This window comes from Stutzerimonas chloritidismutans AW-1 (assembly GCF_000495915.1).
GTDB lineage: Bacteria > Pseudomonadota > Gammaproteobacteria > Pseudomonadales > Pseudomonadaceae > Stutzerimonas > Stutzerimonas chloritidismutans.
Window position 1 is genome coordinate 50,256 of record NZ_AOFQ01000031.1, and the last position, 19,538, is coordinate 69,793.

Here is a 19,538-nt window from a genome sequence, read left to right on the forward strand (position 1 = left end):
ATTCTGCGGAGCCGGTCATGTCTCATCCCTTCGATACACTCACGCCGGACCTGGTCCTCGACGCTGTGGAAAGCATCGGTTATCTCAGCGATGCCCGCGTGCTGGCGCTCAACAGCTACGAGAACCGCGTCTATCAGGTGGGCATCGAAGACGAGACACCACTGATCGCCAAGTTCTACCGGCCCGGTCGCTGGAGCAACGAGGCGATTCTCGAGGAGCACCAGTTCAGCCTGGAACTGGTCGAGCACGAGGTGCCGGTGGTGGCGCCGCTGGAACGCAACGGCACGACGCTATTCGAGCACGCGGGCTTCCGCTTCGCGCTCTTTCCACGCCGCGGTGGTCGCGCGCCGGAGCCGGGCAATCTCGACCAGCTCTATCGTCTCGGCCAGCTGCTGGGGCGGATGCATGCGATAGGTGCAAACCGGCCGTTCGAGCATCGCGAAACCCTGGACGTACAGAATTTCGGCCACGATTCGCTGAATAGCTTGCTGGAAGGCGGCTTCGTGCCCAAAAGCCTGCTGCCGGCCTACGAGTCGGTGGCACGCGATCTGCTCAAGCGGGTCGAAGACGTCTTCGCCAACACAGACTTCACCCCGATCCGCCTGCATGGCGATTGCCACCCGGGCAACATCCTCGCCCGCGACGATGCCTTTCATCTGGTCGATCTCGATGATTGCCGCATGGGCCCATCGGTGCAGGACCTGTGGATGATGCTCGCCGGCGAGCGCCATGAACGTCTTGGTCAGCTGGCCGAACTGGTCGACGGCTACAACGAATTTCATGATTTCGCCCCGCGCGAGCTGCCGCTGATCGAGGCGTTGCGCGCGCTGCGGCTGATGCACTACAGCGCCTGGCTCGCCCGCCGCTGGGACGATCCGGCCTTTCCGATGAGCTTTCCCTGGTTCGGCAGCGAGCGTTACTGGGGCGACCAGGTGCTGATCCTGCGCGAACAGATATCGGCGCTGCAGGAAGAGCCGCTCAGGTTGTTCTGAGGCATGGTGTGGCTGCGGACCCGTGACTGTGGATGTGAAAAGCGACATCCACCCTACGAATCCCGGCGTCTGCGTAGGGTGGATCGCGCTTTATCGATCCACCGTGTGGACGTCCACACGGTGGCGGTCTCCGCGACTCAGGCCTCCTCGATCAGCCAGTCCAGCCGCCAGCTGCCCTGGCTCTGCGCCAGCTGCTCGACCAGCCACGGCAACAGCTCACGCAGCTCTTCCTCCACCCCCCACGGCGGGTTGACGATAGCCAGACCCGAACCGCTCAGGCGGCTGGCGTCGTCGGCGGGGTGGACGAACAGTTCGGCACGCAGCAACTTGGGCGCCCCGCTGCGCGCCAGGTCCTGATAGAAGCGCTTGAGCTGGCGCTCGTCCTTGATCGGATACCAGATCACGCCGATGGTCTGGCGCATACGGCCGAGCGCTTCCTTCAGCGCCGTCACACAGCGGCTCAGTTCGTCGGCCTGTTCGAACGGTGGATCGATCAACAACACCACGCGCTTTTCCTGCGTCGGCATCAGGGCCCGCGGCACATGCCAGCCCTCGCCGCGGTGCACGGCCACGCGGCGGTCGCCGGCCATGTTGTCCTTGAGCAGCGCGCCGTCCTCGGGATGCTTTTCGTTGAGCTGCAGACGATCCTGCTCGCGGGTCAGTTGTCGCGCCAGCTCCGGCGAGCCGGGGTAATAGCGCAGCGCCCCGCCCGGGTTGAGCTGGCGGATCACGCCGAGGTAGTCATCGAGCAGCGCCGGGTGCGCCTCGGCCTGCCAGATGCGGGCGATGCCCTGCAGCCACTCGCCGGTGCGGCTGGCCTGGTCGCCGGCCAGGTCGTAGAGGCCGACGCCGGCATGGCTGTCGAGGTAGGCGAAGGGCGCCTCCTTGCGCGACAGCAGGGCGAAGATCCGGCTCAACACCAGGTGTTTGAGCACATCGGCGTGGTTGCCGGCATGGAAGGCGTGGCGGTAGTTCATCTGATCCTCCTCGAGAGCCGCGCAGTTTACCCGTCCGCCTTGCGCCGCGCAGGTCCGGCATGACCGGCGTCGTTTTCCCCGGCCACCGACTAGGGCTACAGTGCCCACCCACGACGACTGAACGGAGCTGACCTCATGGACCTGCGCGATCTTTTCGGCATCGAGCACCCGATCATCCAGGCGCCCATGGCCGGCGCGCAGAATCACCTGCTGGCCGCGGCGGTCTGCGAGGCCGGCGGGCTGGGCTCGATCCCGGCCGGCATGCTCAATGCCGAGGCGCTGGACGCCGAGCTGACCGCCATCGAGGCGCTGACCGACCGACCCTACAACGTCAACTTCTTCTGCCACCAGACGCCAGCCGCCGACCCGACGGCCTTCGACGCCTGGCACCGGATGCTCGCACCCATGTTCACCGAGTTCGCCATCGACCCGGCAGGCATTCCCACCGGCGCCACCCGCCAGCCGTTCGATGCGGCAATGGCCGCGGTGCTGGAGCGGCACAAGCCGGCGCTGGTCAGCTTCCACTTCGGCCTGCCGGCGCCCGATCTGCTGCAACGCGCCCGCGCCACCGGGGCGAAGATCGCCTCCACCGCGACTACGGCCGCCGAAGGCCTCTGGCTGCAGCAGCACGGTGTCGACCTGGTGATTGCCCAGGGCCTGGAAGCCGGCGGCCACCGTGGCATCTTCCTTAGCGAGGACCTGACCACCCAGCTCGGCACCTTTGCCCTGCTGCCGCAACTGGTCGCCGCGCTGAACGTGCCGGTGGTCGCCGCCGGCGGCATCGCCGATGCCGGGGGCGTGGCTGCAGCGCAGACCCTCGGCGCGGCTGGTGTGCAACTGGGCACCGCCTACCTGCTGTGCCCGGAGAGCCGCACCAATGCGTTGCATCGCGCCGCGCTGAAGAGCCCGCAGGCAGCGCATACCGCGCTGACCACCCTGTTCAGCGGGCGCCCGGCGCGCGGCATCGTCAACCGCATCATGCGCGAACTGGGCCCGCTCCCCGAAGGCGTGCCCCCCTTCCCGCTGGCCGGCAACGCCATCGGCGCGCTGCGCGCCCAAACCGAGAAGCAGGGCCTGGATCACTGCACGCCGCTGTGGGCCGGGCAGAACGTCAGCGGCTGCCGGGAAATCCCTGCCGGCCAGCTGACCCGTGAACTTGCGGCCGGCTGGCGGGCCTGAGTCATTACGCAGTCCGTCGCGGCGAGCCCTGAGCCGCCGTGACGGAGCGTAGAATCGACCGCACGTCACACGGAACGCCGCCATGAGCCCACTGACCAATATGCTCGTCTTCCTGGCCACCCTGGCCGGCATGGAAGTCTTTGCCTGGTGGGCACACAAGTACGTGATGCACGGCTGGGGCTGGGGCTGGCACAAGTCGCACCACGAGCCACGCAGCGGCTGGTTCGAGAAGAACGACCTCTATGCGGTGGTGTTCGCTGGCGTGGGGGTCCTGCTGATCGCCCCCGATCCTGCTGATCGCCCTCGGCACGGCCGGTTATCACCCGCTGGAATGGATCGGCGCTGGCATGACGGCCTACGGCTTTCTCTACTTCGTCGCCCATGACGGGCTGGTCCATCATCGCTGGCCGCTGCGCTATGTGCCGCGCAACGGTTATCTCAAGCGGCTGTATCAGGCGCACCGCATGCACCATGCGGTGGAAGGCAAGGAGCGCTGCGTGTCCTTCGGCTTCCTCTACGCGCCGCCGCTGCCGGTGCTCAAGCAGCAGCTGCGAGAACTGCATGACGGGCCGCTGCGCAAGGCGAGCGTTAGCGCTAGCGAGGACGCCTCCAAAGACCGTCAGGACGCGGCCTGACCTGCATCCGCCGCGAGGCCAGCGCCAGCACCCCGCCACCCAGCAGGAACTGCAGCTTCTGCCCTTTGCTGGTCGACACCCGCGCATCCCAGGCCGCCGCGCCGCGCGCTTTCACCTCGACGCCGATCTGCCGATAGACGCCATGCGCCGTGGCGATCGACCAGGCCGAGCGTAACGGCAGGTCCCGCAAACCCTGAGATGCTGATTGATAGTAGGGTTCGGCCAGATCCACCAGTCGCGCTGCCAGCGTGGCCAATGCCGCACGATGCTCAGGTAGCGCGACCTGATCTTCAGGGATGCCCACCTCGGCCAGCCACTCGGCCGGCAGGTAGACGCGCCCGATCTGCGCATCCTCGACGATATCGCGGGCGATGTTGGTCAGCTGAAAGGCCAAGCCCAGGTCACAGGCGCGATCCAGCGTCGGCTCCGCTTCGGCGCCCATCACCCGCGCCATCATCAGCCCCACCACGCCGGCAACCCGGTAGCAGTAGAGCAAGGTGTCGTCGAGGGTCCGGTACTGGTAATCCTGCACGTCCATGCGAAAGCCGGCGAGATGCTCCAGCGGGTACTCACGGGGGATCTGGTGCCGCTGAATCACCTGCTGGAACGCCGCAAAAGCCGGATCGCTCATCGGCTCGCCGGCATAGGCGCGTCCGGTCAGGTCAACCAGCTCGGCCAACCGCGCCTCGCCAGTCGATCGATCACCCTCGACCTGACCATGCCCCAGCGTCTGCCCATCAATCACGTCATCACAGTGACGGCACCAGGCGTAGAGCATCACGGCGCTCTGGCGAGTGCGCTCGTCGAACAGCTTTGCCGCCGCCGCGAAGCTCTTGGAGCCGACGTTGATTGCCTGGGTCGAATGATCGATGACCTTGTCATTCATCCGGCCTGCTCCCCCAACATGAAGTCCTCCAGCATCAACCCGGCGGTGGCCTTGGCCGAGCCCACGACGCCCGGAACGCCCGCGCCCGGATGGGTACCGGCGCCGACGATATAGAGGTTGGGAATCACGTCATCACGGTTATGCGGGCGGAACCAGGCGCTCTGGGTGAGGATCGGCTCCAGCGAAAACGCCGAACCCAGGTGCGCGTTGAGCTCGTCGCGGAAATCGTGCGGGGTGAAGATGCGGTGGGTCACCAGATCACCGCGCAGACCGGGAATATAGTGCCGCTCGAGGTACTCGAAAATGCGGTCGCGGTATTTCGGCCCCTCCACCGCCCAATCGATATCTGCCGTGCCCAGGTGCGGCACCGGCGCCAGCACGTAGTGGCTGGCGCAGTCTTCCGGCGCCAGCGAGGGATCGGTGACGCAGGGCGCGTGCAGGTAGAGGGAGAAATCATCGGCCAGGGTCTCACGCTTGAAAATCTCGTCGATCAGCTCACGGTAGCGCGGCCCGAAACACACCGTGTGGTGTTGCAGGTGCTCATGGCGGCGCTTGAGGCCGAAATGGATGACGAACAGCGACATCGAGAAACGCTTGCCGGAGAGCCGTTTGGCCTCATCGCGACCACGCTGCTCATGCCCGAGCAGCTGCTTGTAGGTGTTGACCACATCGGCGTTGGAGGCGACCGCATCGGTATCGAAGCGCCGACCGTCACCCGTGATCACCGCCTTCGCCCGCCCTTCGGCCAGCTCGATGCGCGCCACCTCGGCGTTCAGCTCCAGCTTGCCGCCCAGGTCCTCGAAAAGCCGGACCATCCCCTGTACCAGCGCACCGGTACCGCCGCGCGGAAACCAGACGCCGCCCTGGCGCTCCAGCGCATGAATCAGCGCGTAGATTGACGAGGTTTCAAAGGGGTTGCCGCCGACCAGCAGCGAGTGAAAGGACAGCGCCTGCCGCAGCCGGTCGTTCTCCACGAACTTGGCCACCATGCTGTACACGTTGCGCCAGGCCTGCAGCTTGGCCAGCTGCGGGGCGACACCGATCATGCTGCGGAACGACAGGAAGGGCACGGTGCCGAGTTTGACGTAGCCCTCTTCATACACCGCGCGCGAATAGGCGAGAAAGCGCTGATAGCCGGCGACGTCACGGGGGTTGAGCGCATGGATCTGCCGATCCAGCTGGGCCTGGTCGTTGACGTAATCGAAGCTGTAGCCGTCCTCCCAGCACAGCCGGTAGAAGGGGCTGACCGGCAGCAGCTCGACGTAATCGGCCATGCGCTTGCCAGCGCCGCTGAAGAGTTCTTCCAGCGCTGGCGGATCGGTGATCACCGTCGGCCCGGCGTCGAAGGTGAAGCCCTGATCGTGATAGACGTAGGCGCGGCCACCAGGCTTGTCGCGCTTCTCCAACAAGGTGGTCTGGACGCCGGCACGCTGCAGTCGGATGGCCAGCGCCAGCCCGCCGAAGCCGGCGCCGATTACCACCGCTCGTTTAGCTTGGTTCATCGGTAATCCTTGCGATGCAGATTATGGGCGGCGAGCGCGCGCAGCGCTTCGCCTAGCGGAACAGGAGGCTTGCCCGAGACGATGCGCAAGCGGTCGCGGGTGGTCAGCTTGGCCGCATAGAAACGCTGGATCAGCGGTTCGCGCAGGCGATAGAAACGTTGCATCACCGCCCAGCGGCGATCCGCCGGACCGGCCATGAACAGCATGCGATTGAGCAGTCGGAAGAAGCCGCGCTGGCGCCACTGCGCCAGCGAGTAGTCGCGGATCGCCTCGAACAGGCTGGCGGCATCCCAGCGGTCCAGCGCGATCAGGTGATCGGCCAGACGCACCGCGTCGGGCAGCGAGTAGCCGGTGGTGGGATGGAACAACGCTGCGGCCAGCCCCGTCTGCGGCACACCGCGCGCCTCGTCCCAGAAAGCCGGCAGGTCACCGGAGAGGACGATGGGCAGCACGCCCTGCTCCTCGCGCAGCATTTCGGCGATGGTCCAGCCGCGCGCACTGGCGTAGCTGCCGATGTTCTCGCGCAGCGTATCCGGGGCCACGGTAGCGCCGTCGGCGTAATAGGTGTCTTCGATCAGCAGGGTGTCCGCATCCAGCGGCAGCACATAGACGAAGCGATAGCCGTCGAGCTGGGCAACACTGGCGTCCATGATGATCGGCTCCTGCAAGCCGTGCGGTTGTTGCAGGCGCAATTCCTGGCCGAGAAATTTCTGAAATCCGAGGGCCAGCTGATCGGTCCGGCGCACGCCGCGTCCATCGATCACGGCGCCGGCCTGCAGGATGTCCCCCGAGGCCAGACGCACCCTTTGTGGCTCCACGCTGGCAACGGTGGTGCGCAAACGCACGCCATCGCTCAGTTCAGGCATCAGGTACTGGTGAAAGCGCTCCGAGAAGATGCTCGCGTAACCGCTGCCCAGCCGGCGCTGCAGGTCGGGAAAGATCACTTCATAGCCGGGCCAGCGCTTGCTCACCATGGGCTCCAGCCAACGGTGCTGAGCCGGCGTCAGATCGTGCTGGTGAAACGACCAGGTGTGATTGCCGCCCAGGGTGTCGCCCTGCTCGACGAGCAGCAGGCGCAGATCAGGCCGCTGCTGACGCAGGCGCAGGGCCAAAAGGCCGTTGGCCAGCCCGCCGCCAACCAGGATCAGGTCCGCATCAAGCGCCACTCGCCACCTCCAGCCGTTGCCCATCTGTCCCGAGCGCAGCCTCGATCAGCTCGGCGGCACGAACGACGCCGCCAGCCTGCCGCACTTCTGCGCCCAGCTGTGCCGCCCGCCGGCGAAACTCGCCTTCGCTCAACAACCGCTGCAATGCGTGACCGATCCGCGCCGGGCTCGCCAGTTGCGGCTGCAGGCGCAGGCCGACGCCGGCATGTTCGATACGCGCCGCGACACCCGGCTGATCGAAGGCAATCGGCAGCGCCAGCATCGGCACACCGGCCTCAAGCGCATCGAGCACGGTATTCAGCCCGGCGTGGGTGATGACCGCCGCAGCCCTGGCCAATGCCGCCCGCTGGGGTGCGAAGTCGGTGACCCAATACGCCCCCTCATCCTGCAGCCGCGCCGCTTGCGCGGCATTCAACCCGCCGCAATGGGCGATCAACAGCTGTACGCCGAGCGGCTTGCAGGCGCTGGCGATATTGCGCAGCAAGGTATAGCGATGTCCCTGCAGGGTGCCCAGCGAGGCGAAGACAAACGGCCGCGCCGGATCGATTGGCAGGTTCAGCTCGGCTTCGTTTTCCAGCGGACGACGCAACGGCCCGACAGCATGAAAATTCGCCGGGAGCTGGCGGCGCGGAAAGTCGAAACCTGGCACCGTCTGGCTGACCTGCAGCAGCGGCGACAGGCACTCGCTCAAGGTCGAGCGCGGCGCCAGGCCTAACGCCTGACAGTAGTGCTGGATCACCTCGGCGTGGGGGCGCATCAGGCGGTCGTAGACACGACTGCTGTGCAGGTTGAGCTGCTCGCCCCAGTCGGTCGCCCGGTAGCGCCAGGGCATCACCGGCAAGGGCACCAGCGGCTCGCGGTTGAACGGCAAGGCGCAGGCGATGGAAACGAACGGCAGGCCAAGATGCTCGGCCACCAGCGCCCCCGCCGGCTCCATCTGGTCGGCCAGCACGGCGTCGACCTTCAGCGAACGCAGCACGTCCGGCGACTCGCGACAGAGCATTGCGGTGCTCGCTGCCATGTCGGCGATGACCCGGCGGATGCCGAACGGCCCCGGTTGCGCGGCGCGGCGGACCACCGCAGCCAGGCTGCCCGGCGGATGGGAATCGGCACCGATGGCGGCAAATCCGGCCGAGGGCAACGTCAACAGCTCGGCGACATCGGCCTGCTGGACGAAAGTCACTCGGTGGCCTCGCTGCGTCAGCGCCCAGGCGACTACTTCGAACGCGCGCAGGTGGCTGAGAAAGGGCAGCGCGATTGCCGCGAAATGAGTCATCTGGCGGCTCCGCCCGGCATCAGGCAGTGGGCACTTGCAGCAGCCGCGCCTGCCGCAGCTCGGCCAGGCCGGCCGAACCTGTACAGAAGCAGGCGATCCGCAGTTGCTCGATCAGCACTTCGAAGTGCTTGACCACCGCCTCACTGCTCAGCATCGCGGCTTGCAGCACGCCCGCTGCCTGCCCTACCAGATCGGCACCCAGGCAGATCGCCTTGGCCGCCTCCACGCCGTCGCGAATGCCTCCGGAGGCGATCAGCGGCGTATCCGGGCAGGCCTTGCGCACGGCCTGCAGCGCCTGCGCGGTGGGGATGCCCCAATCGGCGAAGGCCTGGGCGATCGCACGCTGGCTGACATCGCTGGCGCGCTCGGCTTCCACTGCGGCCCAGCTGGTTCCACCGGAACCGGCGACATCGATGGCGGCAACACCGGCGTCGACCAGCTGCCGTGCCACCGTCGCGGATATGCCGGCACCGACTTCCTTGATCACCACAGGCGCGGCCAGGCGGCTGGCAAGCGCTTCGATCGCCCGCAGCACGCCTCGCCAATCACGGTCGCCACCCGGCTGCACCGCTTCCTGCAGCGGGTTCAGGTGCACGATCAGCGCATCGCCATCGATCATCTCGACCGCGCGCCGCGCCTCGTCCACGCCGTAGCCACGTACCAGCTGCGCGGCACCGAAATTGGCCAGCAACAGGATGTCCGGCGCCAGCTGGCGCAGCTGCCCGGTCAGGCCCTGATCTCCCGCGGTTTCAAGCGCAACCCGCTGCGAACCCACCGCCATGGCGATACCCAAGTGTTGCGCGGCTTCCGCCAGGTGCGCATTGATCGCAGCAGAACGTGCGGCGCCGCCAGTCATCGAGCTGATCAGCAGCGGCGCCCGCAGCTGGCGCCCGAACAGCGCGCTATGCAGGTCGATCTCATCAAGGTGCAACTCGGGCAGGGCGCAGTGCTCAAAGCGAAATGCGCCGAAACCGGTACCCGTCGCACCGGCTGCCCGCGTCGGGTCCAGGACGATATCCAGATGATCGTTTTTGCGGCTGACCAACGATTGCTTGCTCATGGAAATCGGCTCCCGGGAAGACTTGTTTGGACGTGACGCCCTGAAAAAAGTGCTATGCGATGGCAACGAGTTGTACAGGTTTTTGTCATAACGTCCAATCGTTGTACAACATTGCACAACCCTGGTGCTCGAACTGGGGCGCCAGCGAGGGCACCGCCATGCAAACGCAGAATTCCACCCTCCCGCTTCCGCAATGCGACAGCCTGCTGCGCCTGCGGCGACAGGTCGACGAGCGCCTGGCCATGCGCCTGCCGCGCCCCGAGTCGGAGCTGGACAAGGTCACGCTGGCGTTACGTGAAGGCACCCTCGCTCCCGGCAAACGAATCAGGCCACTGTTGTTGCTGCTGGCGCTGGGAGATCTCGGCGTCGACCCCGATATCGGCCTGGACCCGGCATGTGCGCTGGAGATGATCCACGCCGCCTCGCTGTTTCTCGACGACATGCCATGCATGGACAACGCCAGCCTGCGGCGCGGCCAGCCGACCATTCATCTGCGTTTCGGCGAGGATGTCGCCGTCCTCGCCTCAGTGGCCCTGCTCAGCCATGCCTATGGCATAACCGCCACCGCGCCCAGGCTCACCCCCAGGCAGCGCAACGACGCGGTGGCCACACTGGCGCGAGCGGTCGGTGCGCAGGGCCTGGTGCGTGGGCAATTTCGCGACCTGCATGGCGCACAAGAAGCACAGCAGCTCGATGCGGTGATTGCCACCAATCAGCTGAAAACCGGCTCACTGTTCACCGCCGCATTGGAAGTTGCGGCCCTGCTCGCGGGGGCTGAGCGGACGCGGACACGCCATCTGCAAGGCTTTGCCAACGAACTGGGCCTGGCGTTTCAGCTGCTCGACGATATCGCCGATGGCCTGACGCCCGAACAGACCGGCAAGGACTGCCAGCAGGACCGGGCCAAGGCGACCGTGGTCTCGCTGCTTGGCCAGCAGGCGGCAGAGCAGCAGCTGGCAACCCATCGAGAGGCCGCCCTCAGCCATCTTGATGCCGCCGGCCTGGGCGATGGCGAACTGGCCGCGCTCATGCGCCAGCTGTTCGGCTGAACGGAGCGACCCCGTGTTGACGCTTCATCAGTGCAATGGATGAAGCTAGGCAATGGAAAACCGTGGTCCTTAGACTCGGGCCGATAAAAATGGAGGTTGACCATGACCGAGACCCTGCTCTGCCCGCGTAACCTGGCATTCGAACTCTACGAAGTGCTGGACGCCGAGGCCCTGACCCGCCGCGAGCACTTCGCCGATCACAGCCGCGAAACCTTCGACGCCGCCATCGGCACCGCGCGCACCATCGCCGAGAAATACTTCGCACCGCACAACCGCAAGTCCGACGAGCACGAGCCGCAGTACGTCAACGGCGAAGCGGTGCTGATTCCCGAGGTCAAGCCGGCCGTGGACGCCTTTATCGAGGCGGGCTTTCACAACGCGCAGCGCAGCTTCGACGACGGCGGCATGCAGCTGCCGAACCTGCTGTCGCGGGCCTGCTTCGCGCATTTCCAGTCGGCCAACATCGCCACCAGCTCCTACCCAATGCTGAGCATGGGCGCCTCGCACCTGATCGAGGCCTTCGGCTCCGACGAGCAGAGGCAGCGCTTCCTGCAGCCGATGCTCGAGGGCCGCTTCTTCGGCACCATGGCACTCACCGAGCCGCATGCCGGCTCGTCGCTGTCGGACATCCGCACCCGCGCCGAACCGGCCGGTGACGGCAGCTATCGCCTCAAGGGCAACAAGATCTTCATTTCCGGCGGCGACCACCCGCTGTCGGAAAACATCGTGCACATGGTGCTGGCCAAGCTGCCGGACGCGCCGCCCGGGGTGAAGGGCATCAGCCTGTTCATCGTGCCGAAGTTCCTGGTCAACGACGACGGCTCGCTGGGCGAGCGCAACGACGTGCTGCTCGCCGGCCTGTTCCACAAGATGGGTTGGCGTGGCACCACCAGCACGGCGCTGAACTTCGGCGACAACGGCAACTGCGTCGGCTATCTGGTAGGCGAGCCGCACAAGGGCCTGGCCTACATGTTCCAGATGATGAACGAGGCGCGCATCGGCGTCGGCATGGGCGCGATCATGCTCGGCTACGCCGGCTACCTCTACTCGCTGAACTACGCCCGCGAGCGTCCGCAGGGCCGCCTGCCGGACGGCAAGGACCCGGCCTCGACCCAGGTGCCGATCATCGAGCACACCGACGTCAAGCGCATGCTGCTGATGCAGAAGGCCTATGTCGAAGGCGCCTTCGATCTCGGCCTGTACTCGGCACGCCTGGTGGACGACGAGCACACCGCCGAGAGCGACGAGGAGCGGCGCAACGCCGGCGAGTTGCTCGACCTGCTGACGCCGATCGTCAAATCCTGGCCGTCGGAGTACTGCCTGAAGGCCAACGAACTGGCCATCCAGATTCTCGGCGGGCATGGCTACACCCGCGAATACCCGGTGGAACAGTACTACCGCGACAACCGCCTCAATCCGATCCACGAAGGCACCCACGGCATCCAGTCGCTGGACCTGCTCGGCCGCAAGCTGATGCAGAACAAGGGTGCCGGCCTGCGCCAGCTGCTCGGGTTGATCCAGGCCAGCTGCGCACGCGCCGCCGAGTACGACTCGCTGACCGCACTGCGCCAACCACTGGAGCAGCACATCGCCCGCCTCACCAGCGTGACCCAGGCGCTGCTGGGCGATCTGGCAGCCGGCAAGGTGAACCAGGCGCTGGCCAACTCGGCGCTGTACCTGAAGGTGTTCGGCCATGCAGTGATCGGCTGGCGCTGGCTGGAGCAGGCACTGCGCGCCGAACGCGGGCTGGCCGAAGGCAATCCGGCGGATGCGGACTTCTACCGTGGCAAGCTGCAGGCCGCGCGTTACTTTCTGACCTGGGAAGTGCCGGCTTGCGCGCACGAGCTGGCCATCCTCGACGCACGCGACGACACCTGCCTGACGATGCAGGACGCCTGGTTCTAGAGCGTGCCGCACATGCTGTAACAGCGCCCCGCTCCTGCGGGGCGTTTTTTTGACAGGCTGTCAAATCATCAGGTTAGAATCGCTGGCATATCCCGTGCATGGGCACGCGGCAGCTATCTCTAACGGAGACTTCATTTGGACGTCGGCAACATCAACCACCTGTTCTTTATCGGTGCCTTGTTGGTGGCGGCGAGCATCCTGATGAGTTCCCTTTCGGCGCGTCTCGGCGTGCCGATCCTGGTGATTTTCCTCGGCGTCGGCATGCTTGCCGGGGTCGATGGCGTAGGCGGTATCGTCTTCGAGGACTATCAGCTGGCCTTCGTCATCAGCAACCTGGCGCTGGCGGTGATTCTCCTCGACGGTGGCATGCGTACCCGTACCGCAACCTTCCGCGTGGCCCTGAAACCGGCGTTCTCGCTGGCGACCCTGGGCGTGGCGATCACCTCCGGCTTTACCGGGCTGGCCGCTGCCTGGCTGTTCGATTTGCCGCTGCTGCAGGGCCTGCTGATCGGCGCGATCGTCGGCTCCACCGATGCCGCCGTGGTGTTCAACCTGCTCAACGGCAAGGGCCTGAACGAGCGGGTCGGTTCGACGCTGGAAATCGAGTCGGGCAGCAACGACCCGATGGCGATGTTCCTTACCGTCGCGCTGATCGACATGCTGCTCGCCGGGCAGACCACCTTCGGCTGGGACTTCCTGCTGACTCTGCTGCAACAGTTCGGTATAGGCACCGTGCTCGGTCTGGCTGGCGGCTGGCTGCTGCTGCAGCTGATCAACCGGCTGTCGGTGGCCGACGGGCTCTACCCGCTGCTGGCAGTGGCCGGCGGCCTGATGATCTTCGCCCTGTCCGGCGCCATCGGCGGCAGCGGCATCCTCGCCATCTACGTCTGCGGTCTGCTGCTGGGTAACCGGCCGATCCGCAACCGCCACGGCATCCTGCACATGTTCGACGGCCTGGCCTGGCTCAGCCAGATCGGCATGTTCCTTGTGCTCGGCCTGCTGCTCACCCCCAGCGAACTCTTGCCCATCGCCCTGCCGGCACTGGCGCTGTCGCTGTGGATGATCCTGTTCGCCCGCCCGCTGGCGGTGTTCGTCAGCCTGTTGCCGTTCCGCAGCTTCCACCTGCGCGAGCGCCTGTTCATCTCCTGGATCGGCCTGCGTGGTGCGGTGCCGGTGATCCTCGCGGTATTCCCGCTGATGGCCGGGCTGGAAAACGCCCAGCTGTTCTTCAATGTGGCGTTCTTCATCGTCCTGGTGTCGCTGCTGCTGCAGGGTTCGACGCTGGCCTGGGCGGCGAAGAAGGCCAAGGTCGAGGTACCGCCGTCGCCCATGCCGGTTTCGCGTACGGGCCTGCAGGTGCACGCCACCAGCCAGTGGGAAATGTTCGTCTACCGCCTGAGCGCCAGCAAATGGTGCGTCGGCGCCGCCCTGCGCGAACTGAAGATGCCACCTGGCACGCGCATCGCCGCGCTGTTCCGCGGCAAGAACCTGCTGCACCCGTCCGGCAGCACGCGGCTGCAGGTGGACGATATCCTCTGCGTGATCGGTCATGACGAAGACCTGCCAGCCCTCGGCAAGCTGTTCAGCCAGGCACCCAAGCGCGGCCAGGACCTGCGTTTCTTCGGCGACTTCATCCTCGAGGCCGACGCCCAGCTCAGCGCCATCACCGCGCTCTACGGCCTCAAGCTCGGCGATGTGGACGGCAACCAGACCATCGGCAACTTCATGGCCGAGCAGGTCAATGGCAATCCGGTGGTGGGCGACCAGATCGAATGGAACGGGCTGACCTGGACCGTGGCAGCAATGGAAGCCGGCGAAGTGCGCAAGGTCGGCCTGAAGTTTCCGGAAGGTGACAAGCCAGGCCCACAGCTGATGTTCTAAAGCCACCATGGCCGGCGGATGACGCGGCCTCACCGCTCATCACTCGACCGGTTGCGCGGTACTCGCGCTGGACAGGCGCAGCCCGTAGACTTTCGCACTTTCTGGTCATCCGCTGCGTCACTGCCCCCATGTCCCTTCTGCGCGCCCTGTTGCTCTCGACGTTCTGCCTGTTTGTCGCCCCCCTGCATGCTCAATCACTGGACAGCCTGACGGGCACCCCACCCGCCAGCGAAGGCGAAACGAAATCCGCACAACCCTCGCTGGACGAGCAGACCCGGCGCATGAGCGAGCAGGCCGCGACCAGCGAAACCCGCCTCGCCGAACTGAAAGCGCAGCTGGCGCAGGCGCCGAAGGAAATCACCGAGGCTCAGCGCGAGCTGGCGAAACTCAAGGCCAGCCCGGACGAAGACCCCGCCAAGCGCTATGCCAGCCAGTCGGTGGAGGCACTCGAGCAGCGCCTGAGCGCGCGGGTCGAGGAGCTGTCCGAATGGCAGAAGCAGTTCAGTGCCGCCAACAGCATGATCATCAGCGCGCAGACCCGTCCCGAGCGCGCCCAGGCGCAGATCGGCACGGCGCAGACGCGCATCCAGGAAATCAACAACCTGCTCAAGGGCGGACGCGAATCCGGCAAGCCACTGAGCGAGGAACGCCGCGCGCTGCTGGAGGCGGAGATCGCCTCGCTCGGCGCGCAGATCGAACTGCGCCGCCAGGAACTGGCCGGCAACAGCCTGCTGCAGGACCTGGGCAAGGCCCGCCGCGACCTGCTGGCCGAGCGCATCGCCCGTGCCGAGCAGGACACCCAGGCCCTGCAAGGGCTGATCAACGAGAAGCGCCGTGCCGAATCGGAGCAGACCGTCGCCGAGTTCTCCGCGCGGGTGCAGCAGGCCGGCTCGGACAAGCTGCTCGCCGCCGAAAGCGCCGAGAACCTCAAGCTGTCCGACTACCTGTTGCGGGCCACCGAGCGCCTCAACCGCCTCAACCAGCAGAACCTGCAGACCCGCCAGCAGCTCGACACCCTCAACCAGACCGATCAGGCACTGGAGGAGCAGATCGCCGTGCTCGAAGGCAGCCTGCTGCTGTCGCGCATTCTCTATCAGCAGAAGCAGGCGCTGCCGAGCCTGCAGCTGGACAAGGACCTCGCCGATGAGATCGCCGATATCCGCCTCTATCAGTTCGAGCTAAACCAGCGCCGTGAAGCCGCGGGCAACCCCTCTGCCTACGTCGACCAGCTGCTCGCCCAGCAGAACGAAGAGGAAGTCACACCGGAACTGCGCCGCGCCTTGCTGGACTTGGCCACGACTCGCAGCGAGCTGCTCGACCGACTCAACCGTGAGCTGGACTCACTGCTCAACGCCTCGATCACCCTGCAGCTCAACCAGAAGCAGCTGCAGGACACCGCCAGCGCGCTTAGCAATACCCTCGACGAGCAGATGTTCTGGATTCCCAGCAACAAGCCGCTTGATTTGGACTGGCTGCAGGGTTCGGTTCGCCGACTCAAGGCGCAGCTTGCGGCCATGCCCTGGCTGTCCGCGGTACAGGAGCTGGGCGCGGGGCTGAAGGAACGCCCGCTGTTCTTCCTGCCGCTGCTGCTGCTGATCGCCGCGCTGCTCTGGTGGCGCAAGAAGATCGACGCCAAGCTCAGCTCGCTGAGCGAGGAAATCGGCCATTTCCGCAACGACAGTCAGTTGCACACCCCGCTGGCGCTGCTGCTAAACCTGCTGCTGGCGCTGCCCGGCGCGCTGTTCCTGGCCCTTTGCGGCTACCTGCTGCAGATGGACGCGCGCGGGCAGAACTACGTCCTCGGCGCCGCCCTGTACGAAATGGCCCAGGCCTGGCTGGTGTTCTACAGCGCCTACCGCATGCTCTCGCCAGGGCGCGTGGCCGAGCTGCACTTCGGCTGGTCGCGGCCGCAGGTGGCCTTCCTGCGTGACGAGATTCGCCGGCTGGGGCTGATCGTCATGGCCCTGGTTGCCGTGGTCAGCGTCGCCGAGCATCAGCCGGCGCGGCTGGCCGACGACGTGCTCGGCATTCTCGTGGTGCTGACCTGCTTCGCCCTGATGAGCTGGCGTCTCAACCGCCTGCTGCTCAAGGGACCGTCGAGCCAGAACGCGCCGCCGCTGCGCCTGATGATCGGCCTGCTGTTCAGCGTGCTGCCGATCGCGCTGATCGTCGCAGTGGGCTTTGGCTACTACTACACGGCGCTGAAGCTGACCGACCGCCTGATCGACACGCTCTACCTGCTGATGATCTGGATCGTCGTCGAAGCGGCGCTGGTCCGCGGCCTCACCGTCGCGGCGCGGCGGCTGGCCTACAAGCGCGCCCTGGCCAAGCGCCAGGCGCAGGGCGACGATGGCAGCGACACGGTGGAAACCCAGGGCGAACCGGGGCTGGACATCGAACAGGTCAACCAGCAGTCGCTGCGCCTGACCCGCCTGACCATGTTCGGCGTGTTCCTCGTGGCGCTGTACTGGGTCTGGTCCGACCTGATCTCGGTGGTGTCCTACCTGGACAACATCACCCTGTACGAATACACCACCGGCAGCGGCGATGCCCTGACCACCGCGGCGATCAGCCTGAACAACCTGCTCGGCGCACTGCTGATCGTCGCCATCACGGTGGCCCTGGCGCGCAACCTGCCCGGCCTGCTGGAAGTCATGGTGCTGTCCAAGCTGCGTCTGGCCCAGGGCAGCGCCTACGCCACTACCACGCTGCTGTCCTATGCGCTGGCCGGCTTCGGCATCGTCACCACGCTGTCCACCCTCGGCGTCAGCTGGGACAAGCTGCAGTGGCTGGTAGCCGCTCTATCGGTGGGCCTGGGTTTCGGCCTGCAGGAGATCTTCGCCAACTTCATCTCCGGCCTGATCATCCTCTTCGAACGCCCGGTACGAATCGGCGACGTGGTAACCATCGGCAACCTGTCGGGCACGGTCAGCCGGATTCGCATCCGTGCCACCACCATCACCGACTTCGACCGCAAGGACATCATCGTCCCGAACAAGACCTTCATCACCGGTCAGCTGATCAACTGGTCGCTGAGCGACACCGTGACCCGCGTGACGGTCAAGGTCGGTGTGGCCTACGGCTCCGACCTGGATCAGGTCAAGGCGCTGCTCTACAAGGCCGCTCAAGCCAACCCGCGCGTACTCAAGGACCCGGAGCCGCAGGTGTTCTTCCTCAACTTCGGCGAGAGTACGCTGGACCACGAACTGCGCATCCACGTGCGCGATCTGGGCGACCGCAACCCGGCCACCGATGAGATCAACCGCTTCATCGACAGCGAGTTCACCAAGGCCGGCATCAACATCGCCTTCCGCCAGGTCGACGTGTTCCTGAAGAACGTCGCCGGCCAGCAGCTGCAGCTCAGTGCCACGCCGAAGCCCGCCGACGACACGCCGAAGCCGGCGACCGACGATCGCGGCTGAGGAACGTCCGGGCACCGCGCACTCTCCAACGTCCAGAACGCCCGGCTGCGGCCGGGCACTCCTCGTCCGCCTGCCGCCGCCGGAGACATCTTGAAAAGCCTGACCCAGCTGACCTTCGACAACCGCTTCGCCCGCCTCGGCGATACCTTCTCTACCGAGGTCTCGCCGCAGCCACTGAACGATCCACGCCTGGTGGTCGTCAGCGAGGCGGCCATGGCGCTGCTGGATCTGGACCCGGCCGAGGCCGAGCAGCCGCTGTTCGCCGAACTGTTCTCCGGGCACAAGATCTGGTCGACCGCCGAACCGCGGGCGATGGTCTATTCCGGCCACCAGTTCGGCAGCTACAACCCGCAGCTGGGCGATGGCCGCGGGCTGCTGCTTGGCGAAGTGGTCAACGAGGCCGGCGAGTACTGGGATTTGCACCTCAAGGGCGCCGGCAAGACGCCCTATTCACGCATGGGCGACGGCCGCGCGGTGCTGCGCTCGTCGATTCGCGAGTTCCTCGCCAGCGAACATCTGCATGCGCTGGGCATTCCCAGCTCGCGGGCGCTGTGCGTCACCGGTTCGGATTCGCTGGTCTACCGCGAGCGCCCGGAGCGCGGTGCCATGCTGCTGCGCCTGGCGCCCAGTCATGTGCGCTTCGGCCATTTCGAGTTCTTCTATTACACCCGCCAGCACGCCGAGCTGAAACAGCTGCTCGAACACGTCATCGAGGCGCACTTCAGCGAACTGCTGGAACACCCCGAGCCGTTCCACGCATTCTTCCGCGAGGTGCTCGAACGCACCGCCGCGCTGATCGCCCGCTGGCAGGCCTACGGCTTCTGCCATGGGGTGATGAACACCGACAACATGTCGATCCTCGGCATCACCTTCGATTTCGGCCCCTACGCCTTTCTCGACGACTTCGACGCGCGCTTCATCTGCAACCATTCCGATGACGCCGGCCGCTACTCCTTCGAGAACCAGGTGCCCATCGCCCACTGGAACCTGGCGGCGCTGGCCCAGGCGCTGACGCCTTTCGTCGAGGTCAAGGTGCTGCGCGAAACCATGGAGCTGTTCCTGCCGCTGTACGAAGCCGAATGGTTGGACCTGATGCGCCGGCGTCTGGGTTTCGCCCAGGCCGAGGCGGATGACGAGGCGCTAGTGCGCCGCCTACTGCAACTGATGCAGGCCAGTGCCGTCGATTACACGAACTTCTTCCGTGAACTCAGCGAGAGCCCGGCCGAACAGGCGGTCCGCCGCCTGCGCGAGGACTTCGTCGATCTGCAAGGCTTCGATGCCTGGGCCGCGGACTATTGCGCGCGCACCGCACGTGAGGGCAGCGAGCCGGCCGAGCGACAGGCGCGCATGCAGGCGGTCAACCCGAAGTACATCCTGCGCAACTACCTGGCGCAGCAGGCAATCGAGGCGGCGGAAAAAGGTGATTACGCCCCCGTGCGCGAATTGCACGCCGTGCTCAGCCGTCCCTTCGAGGAACAGCCGGGCATGCAGCGCTACGCCGAGCGGCCGCCGGAATGGGGCAAGCACCTGGAGATCAGCTGCTCGTCCTGAGGCGGAAAATCAGTATCGCGCCGGGGCCGGCGCACTAGGCACCTTCTCCGCTCGGGC

General features: G+C 66.1%; 13 protein-coding genes and 1 pseudogene. 8 read left to right on the top strand and 6 right to left on the bottom strand.

Annotated elements, in window-relative coordinates; all coding sequences use genetic code 11:
• The first annotated feature begins 17 nt into the window (after positions 1-17).
• Positions 18-992: a serine/threonine protein kinase gene (locus F753_RS35620; protein ID WP_023445075.1), complete on the top strand. Its 975-nt coding sequence runs from the start codon at positions 18-20 to the stop codon at positions 990-992.
• Between the two features lie 137 nt (positions 993-1,129).
• Here the strand turns inward: F753_RS35620 and F753_RS35625 are convergent, their stop codons facing one another.
• Entirely contained in the window at positions 1,130-1,969 is an 840-nt protein-coding gene (locus tag F753_RS35625) for a 23S rRNA (adenine(2030)-N(6))-methyltransferase RlmJ (protein WP_023445209.1), read from the bottom strand.
• Positions 1,970-2,104: 135 nt separating this feature from the next.
• On the opposite strand from F753_RS35625, the gene F753_RS35630 reads away from it, so the two are divergent.
• Positions 2,105-3,148 carry an NAD(P)H-dependent flavin oxidoreductase gene (locus F753_RS35630; RefSeq protein WP_023445210.1) on the top strand — a complete coding sequence of 348 codons (1,044 nt, stop codon included), beginning with the start codon at positions 2,105-2,107 and terminating at the stop codon, positions 3,146-3,148.
• 82 nt (positions 3,149-3,230) lie between these two features.
• Positions 3,231-3,783: pseudogene (locus tag F753_RS35635) on the top strand (sterol desaturase family protein).
• Here the strand turns inward: F753_RS35635 and crtB are convergent.
• The 5 genes from crtB to fni are packed head-to-tail and all read right to left on the bottom strand — an operon-like array spanning position 3,743 to position 9,673.
• A complete protein-coding gene (crtB, locus tag F753_RS35640; protein ID WP_023445213.1) occupies positions 3,743-4,669 on the bottom strand; it encodes a 15-cis-phytoene synthase CrtB in 927 nt (308 codons plus the stop codon). The pseudogene F753_RS35635 and the gene crtB sit on opposite strands and share 41 nt — an antisense overlap.
• On the bottom strand, positions 4,666-6,171 hold the full coding sequence (locus tag F753_RS35645) for a phytoene desaturase (protein ID WP_023445214.1): 1,506 nt from the start codon (positions 6,169-6,171) through the stop codon (positions 4,666-4,668). The genes crtB and F753_RS35645 overlap by 4 nt, the downstream gene beginning before the upstream one ends.
• On the bottom strand, positions 6,168-7,337 hold the full coding sequence (gene crtY / locus F753_RS35650) for a lycopene beta-cyclase CrtY (protein ID WP_023445215.1): 1,170 nt from the start codon (positions 7,335-7,337) through the stop codon (positions 6,168-6,170). Before crtY ends, F753_RS35645 begins: the two co-directional genes overlap by 4 nt.
• Positions 7,327-8,613 carry a glycosyltransferase gene (locus F753_RS35655; protein ID WP_023445216.1) on the bottom strand — a complete coding sequence of 429 codons (1,287 nt, stop codon included), beginning with the start codon at positions 8,611-8,613 and terminating at the stop codon, positions 7,327-7,329. The genes crtY and F753_RS35655 overlap by 11 nt, the downstream gene beginning before the upstream one ends.
• Before the next feature lie 19 nt (positions 8,614-8,632).
• Entirely contained in the window at positions 8,633-9,673 is a 1,041-nt protein-coding gene (fni, locus tag F753_RS35660) for a type 2 isopentenyl-diphosphate Delta-isomerase (protein WP_023445217.1), read from the bottom strand.
• Positions 9,674-9,831: 158 nt separating this feature from the next.
• Here fni and F753_RS35665 point away from each other — a divergent pair, with 158 nt between their 5' ends.
• The 5 genes from F753_RS35665 to selO all read left to right on the top strand — a co-directional run bounded on the left by F753_RS35665 (position 9,832) and on the right by selO (position 19,481).
• Entirely contained in the window at positions 9,832-10,722 is an 891-nt protein-coding gene (locus F753_RS35665; protein ID WP_031297626.1) for a polyprenyl synthetase family protein, read from the top strand.
• A 102-nt stretch (positions 10,723-10,824) separates the two neighbouring features.
• Positions 10,825-12,627: an acyl-CoA dehydrogenase gene (locus F753_RS35670; protein WP_023445219.1), complete on the top strand. Its 1,803-nt coding sequence runs from the start codon at positions 10,825-10,827 to the stop codon at positions 12,625-12,627.
• A 135-nt stretch (positions 12,628-12,762) separates the two neighbouring features.
• Positions 12,763-14,508 carry a potassium/proton antiporter gene (locus F753_RS35675; protein ID WP_014818850.1) on the top strand — a complete coding sequence of 582 codons (1,746 nt, stop codon included), beginning with the start codon at positions 12,763-12,765 and terminating at the stop codon, positions 14,506-14,508.
• 128 nt (positions 14,509-14,636) lie between these two features.
• On the top strand, positions 14,637-17,930 hold the full coding sequence (gene mscK, locus F753_RS35680) for a mechanosensitive channel MscK (protein ID WP_023445220.1): 3,294 nt from the start codon (positions 14,637-14,639) through the stop codon (positions 17,928-17,930).
• A 90-nt stretch (positions 17,931-18,020) separates the two neighbouring features.
• A complete protein-coding gene (selO, locus tag F753_RS35685; RefSeq protein WP_023445221.1) occupies positions 18,021-19,481 on the top strand; it encodes a protein adenylyltransferase SelO in 1,461 nt (486 codons plus the stop codon).
• Positions 19,482-19,538 lie beyond the last annotated feature (57 nt).

Bases quoted from the DNA above. Each gene is read 5' to 3' on its own strand.
- F753_RS35620 (WP_023445075.1), top strand. From the start codon at position 18: ATGTCTCATCCCTTCGATACACTCACGCCGGACCTGGTCCTCGACGCT.
- F753_RS35625 (WP_023445209.1), bottom strand. From the start codon at position 1,969: ATGAACTACCGCCACGCCTTCCATGCCGGCAACCACGCCGATGTGCTC.
- F753_RS35630 (WP_023445210.1), top strand. From the start codon at position 2,105: ATGGACCTGCGCGATCTTTTCGGCATCGAGCACCCGATCATCCAGGCG.
- crtB (WP_023445213.1), bottom strand. From the start codon at position 4,669: ATGAATGACAAGGTCATCGATCATTCGACCCAGGCAATCAACGTCGGC.
- F753_RS35645 (WP_023445214.1), bottom strand. From the start codon at position 6,171: ATGAACCAAGCTAAACGAGCGGTGGTAATCGGCGCCGGCTTCGGCGGG.
- F753_RS35655 (WP_023445216.1), bottom strand. From the start codon at position 8,613: ATGACTCATTTCGCGGCAATCGCGCTGCCCTTTCTCAGCCACCTGCGC.
- fni (WP_023445217.1), bottom strand. From the start codon at position 9,673: ATGAGCAAGCAATCGTTGGTCAGCCGCAAAAACGATCATCTGGATATC.
- F753_RS35665 (WP_031297626.1), top strand. From the start codon at position 9,832: ATGCAAACGCAGAATTCCACCCTCCCGCTTCCGCAATGCGACAGCCTG.
- F753_RS35670 (WP_023445219.1), top strand. From the start codon at position 10,825: ATGACCGAGACCCTGCTCTGCCCGCGTAACCTGGCATTCGAACTCTAC.
- mscK (WP_023445220.1), top strand. From the start codon at position 14,637: ATGTCCCTTCTGCGCGCCCTGTTGCTCTCGACGTTCTGCCTGTTTGTC.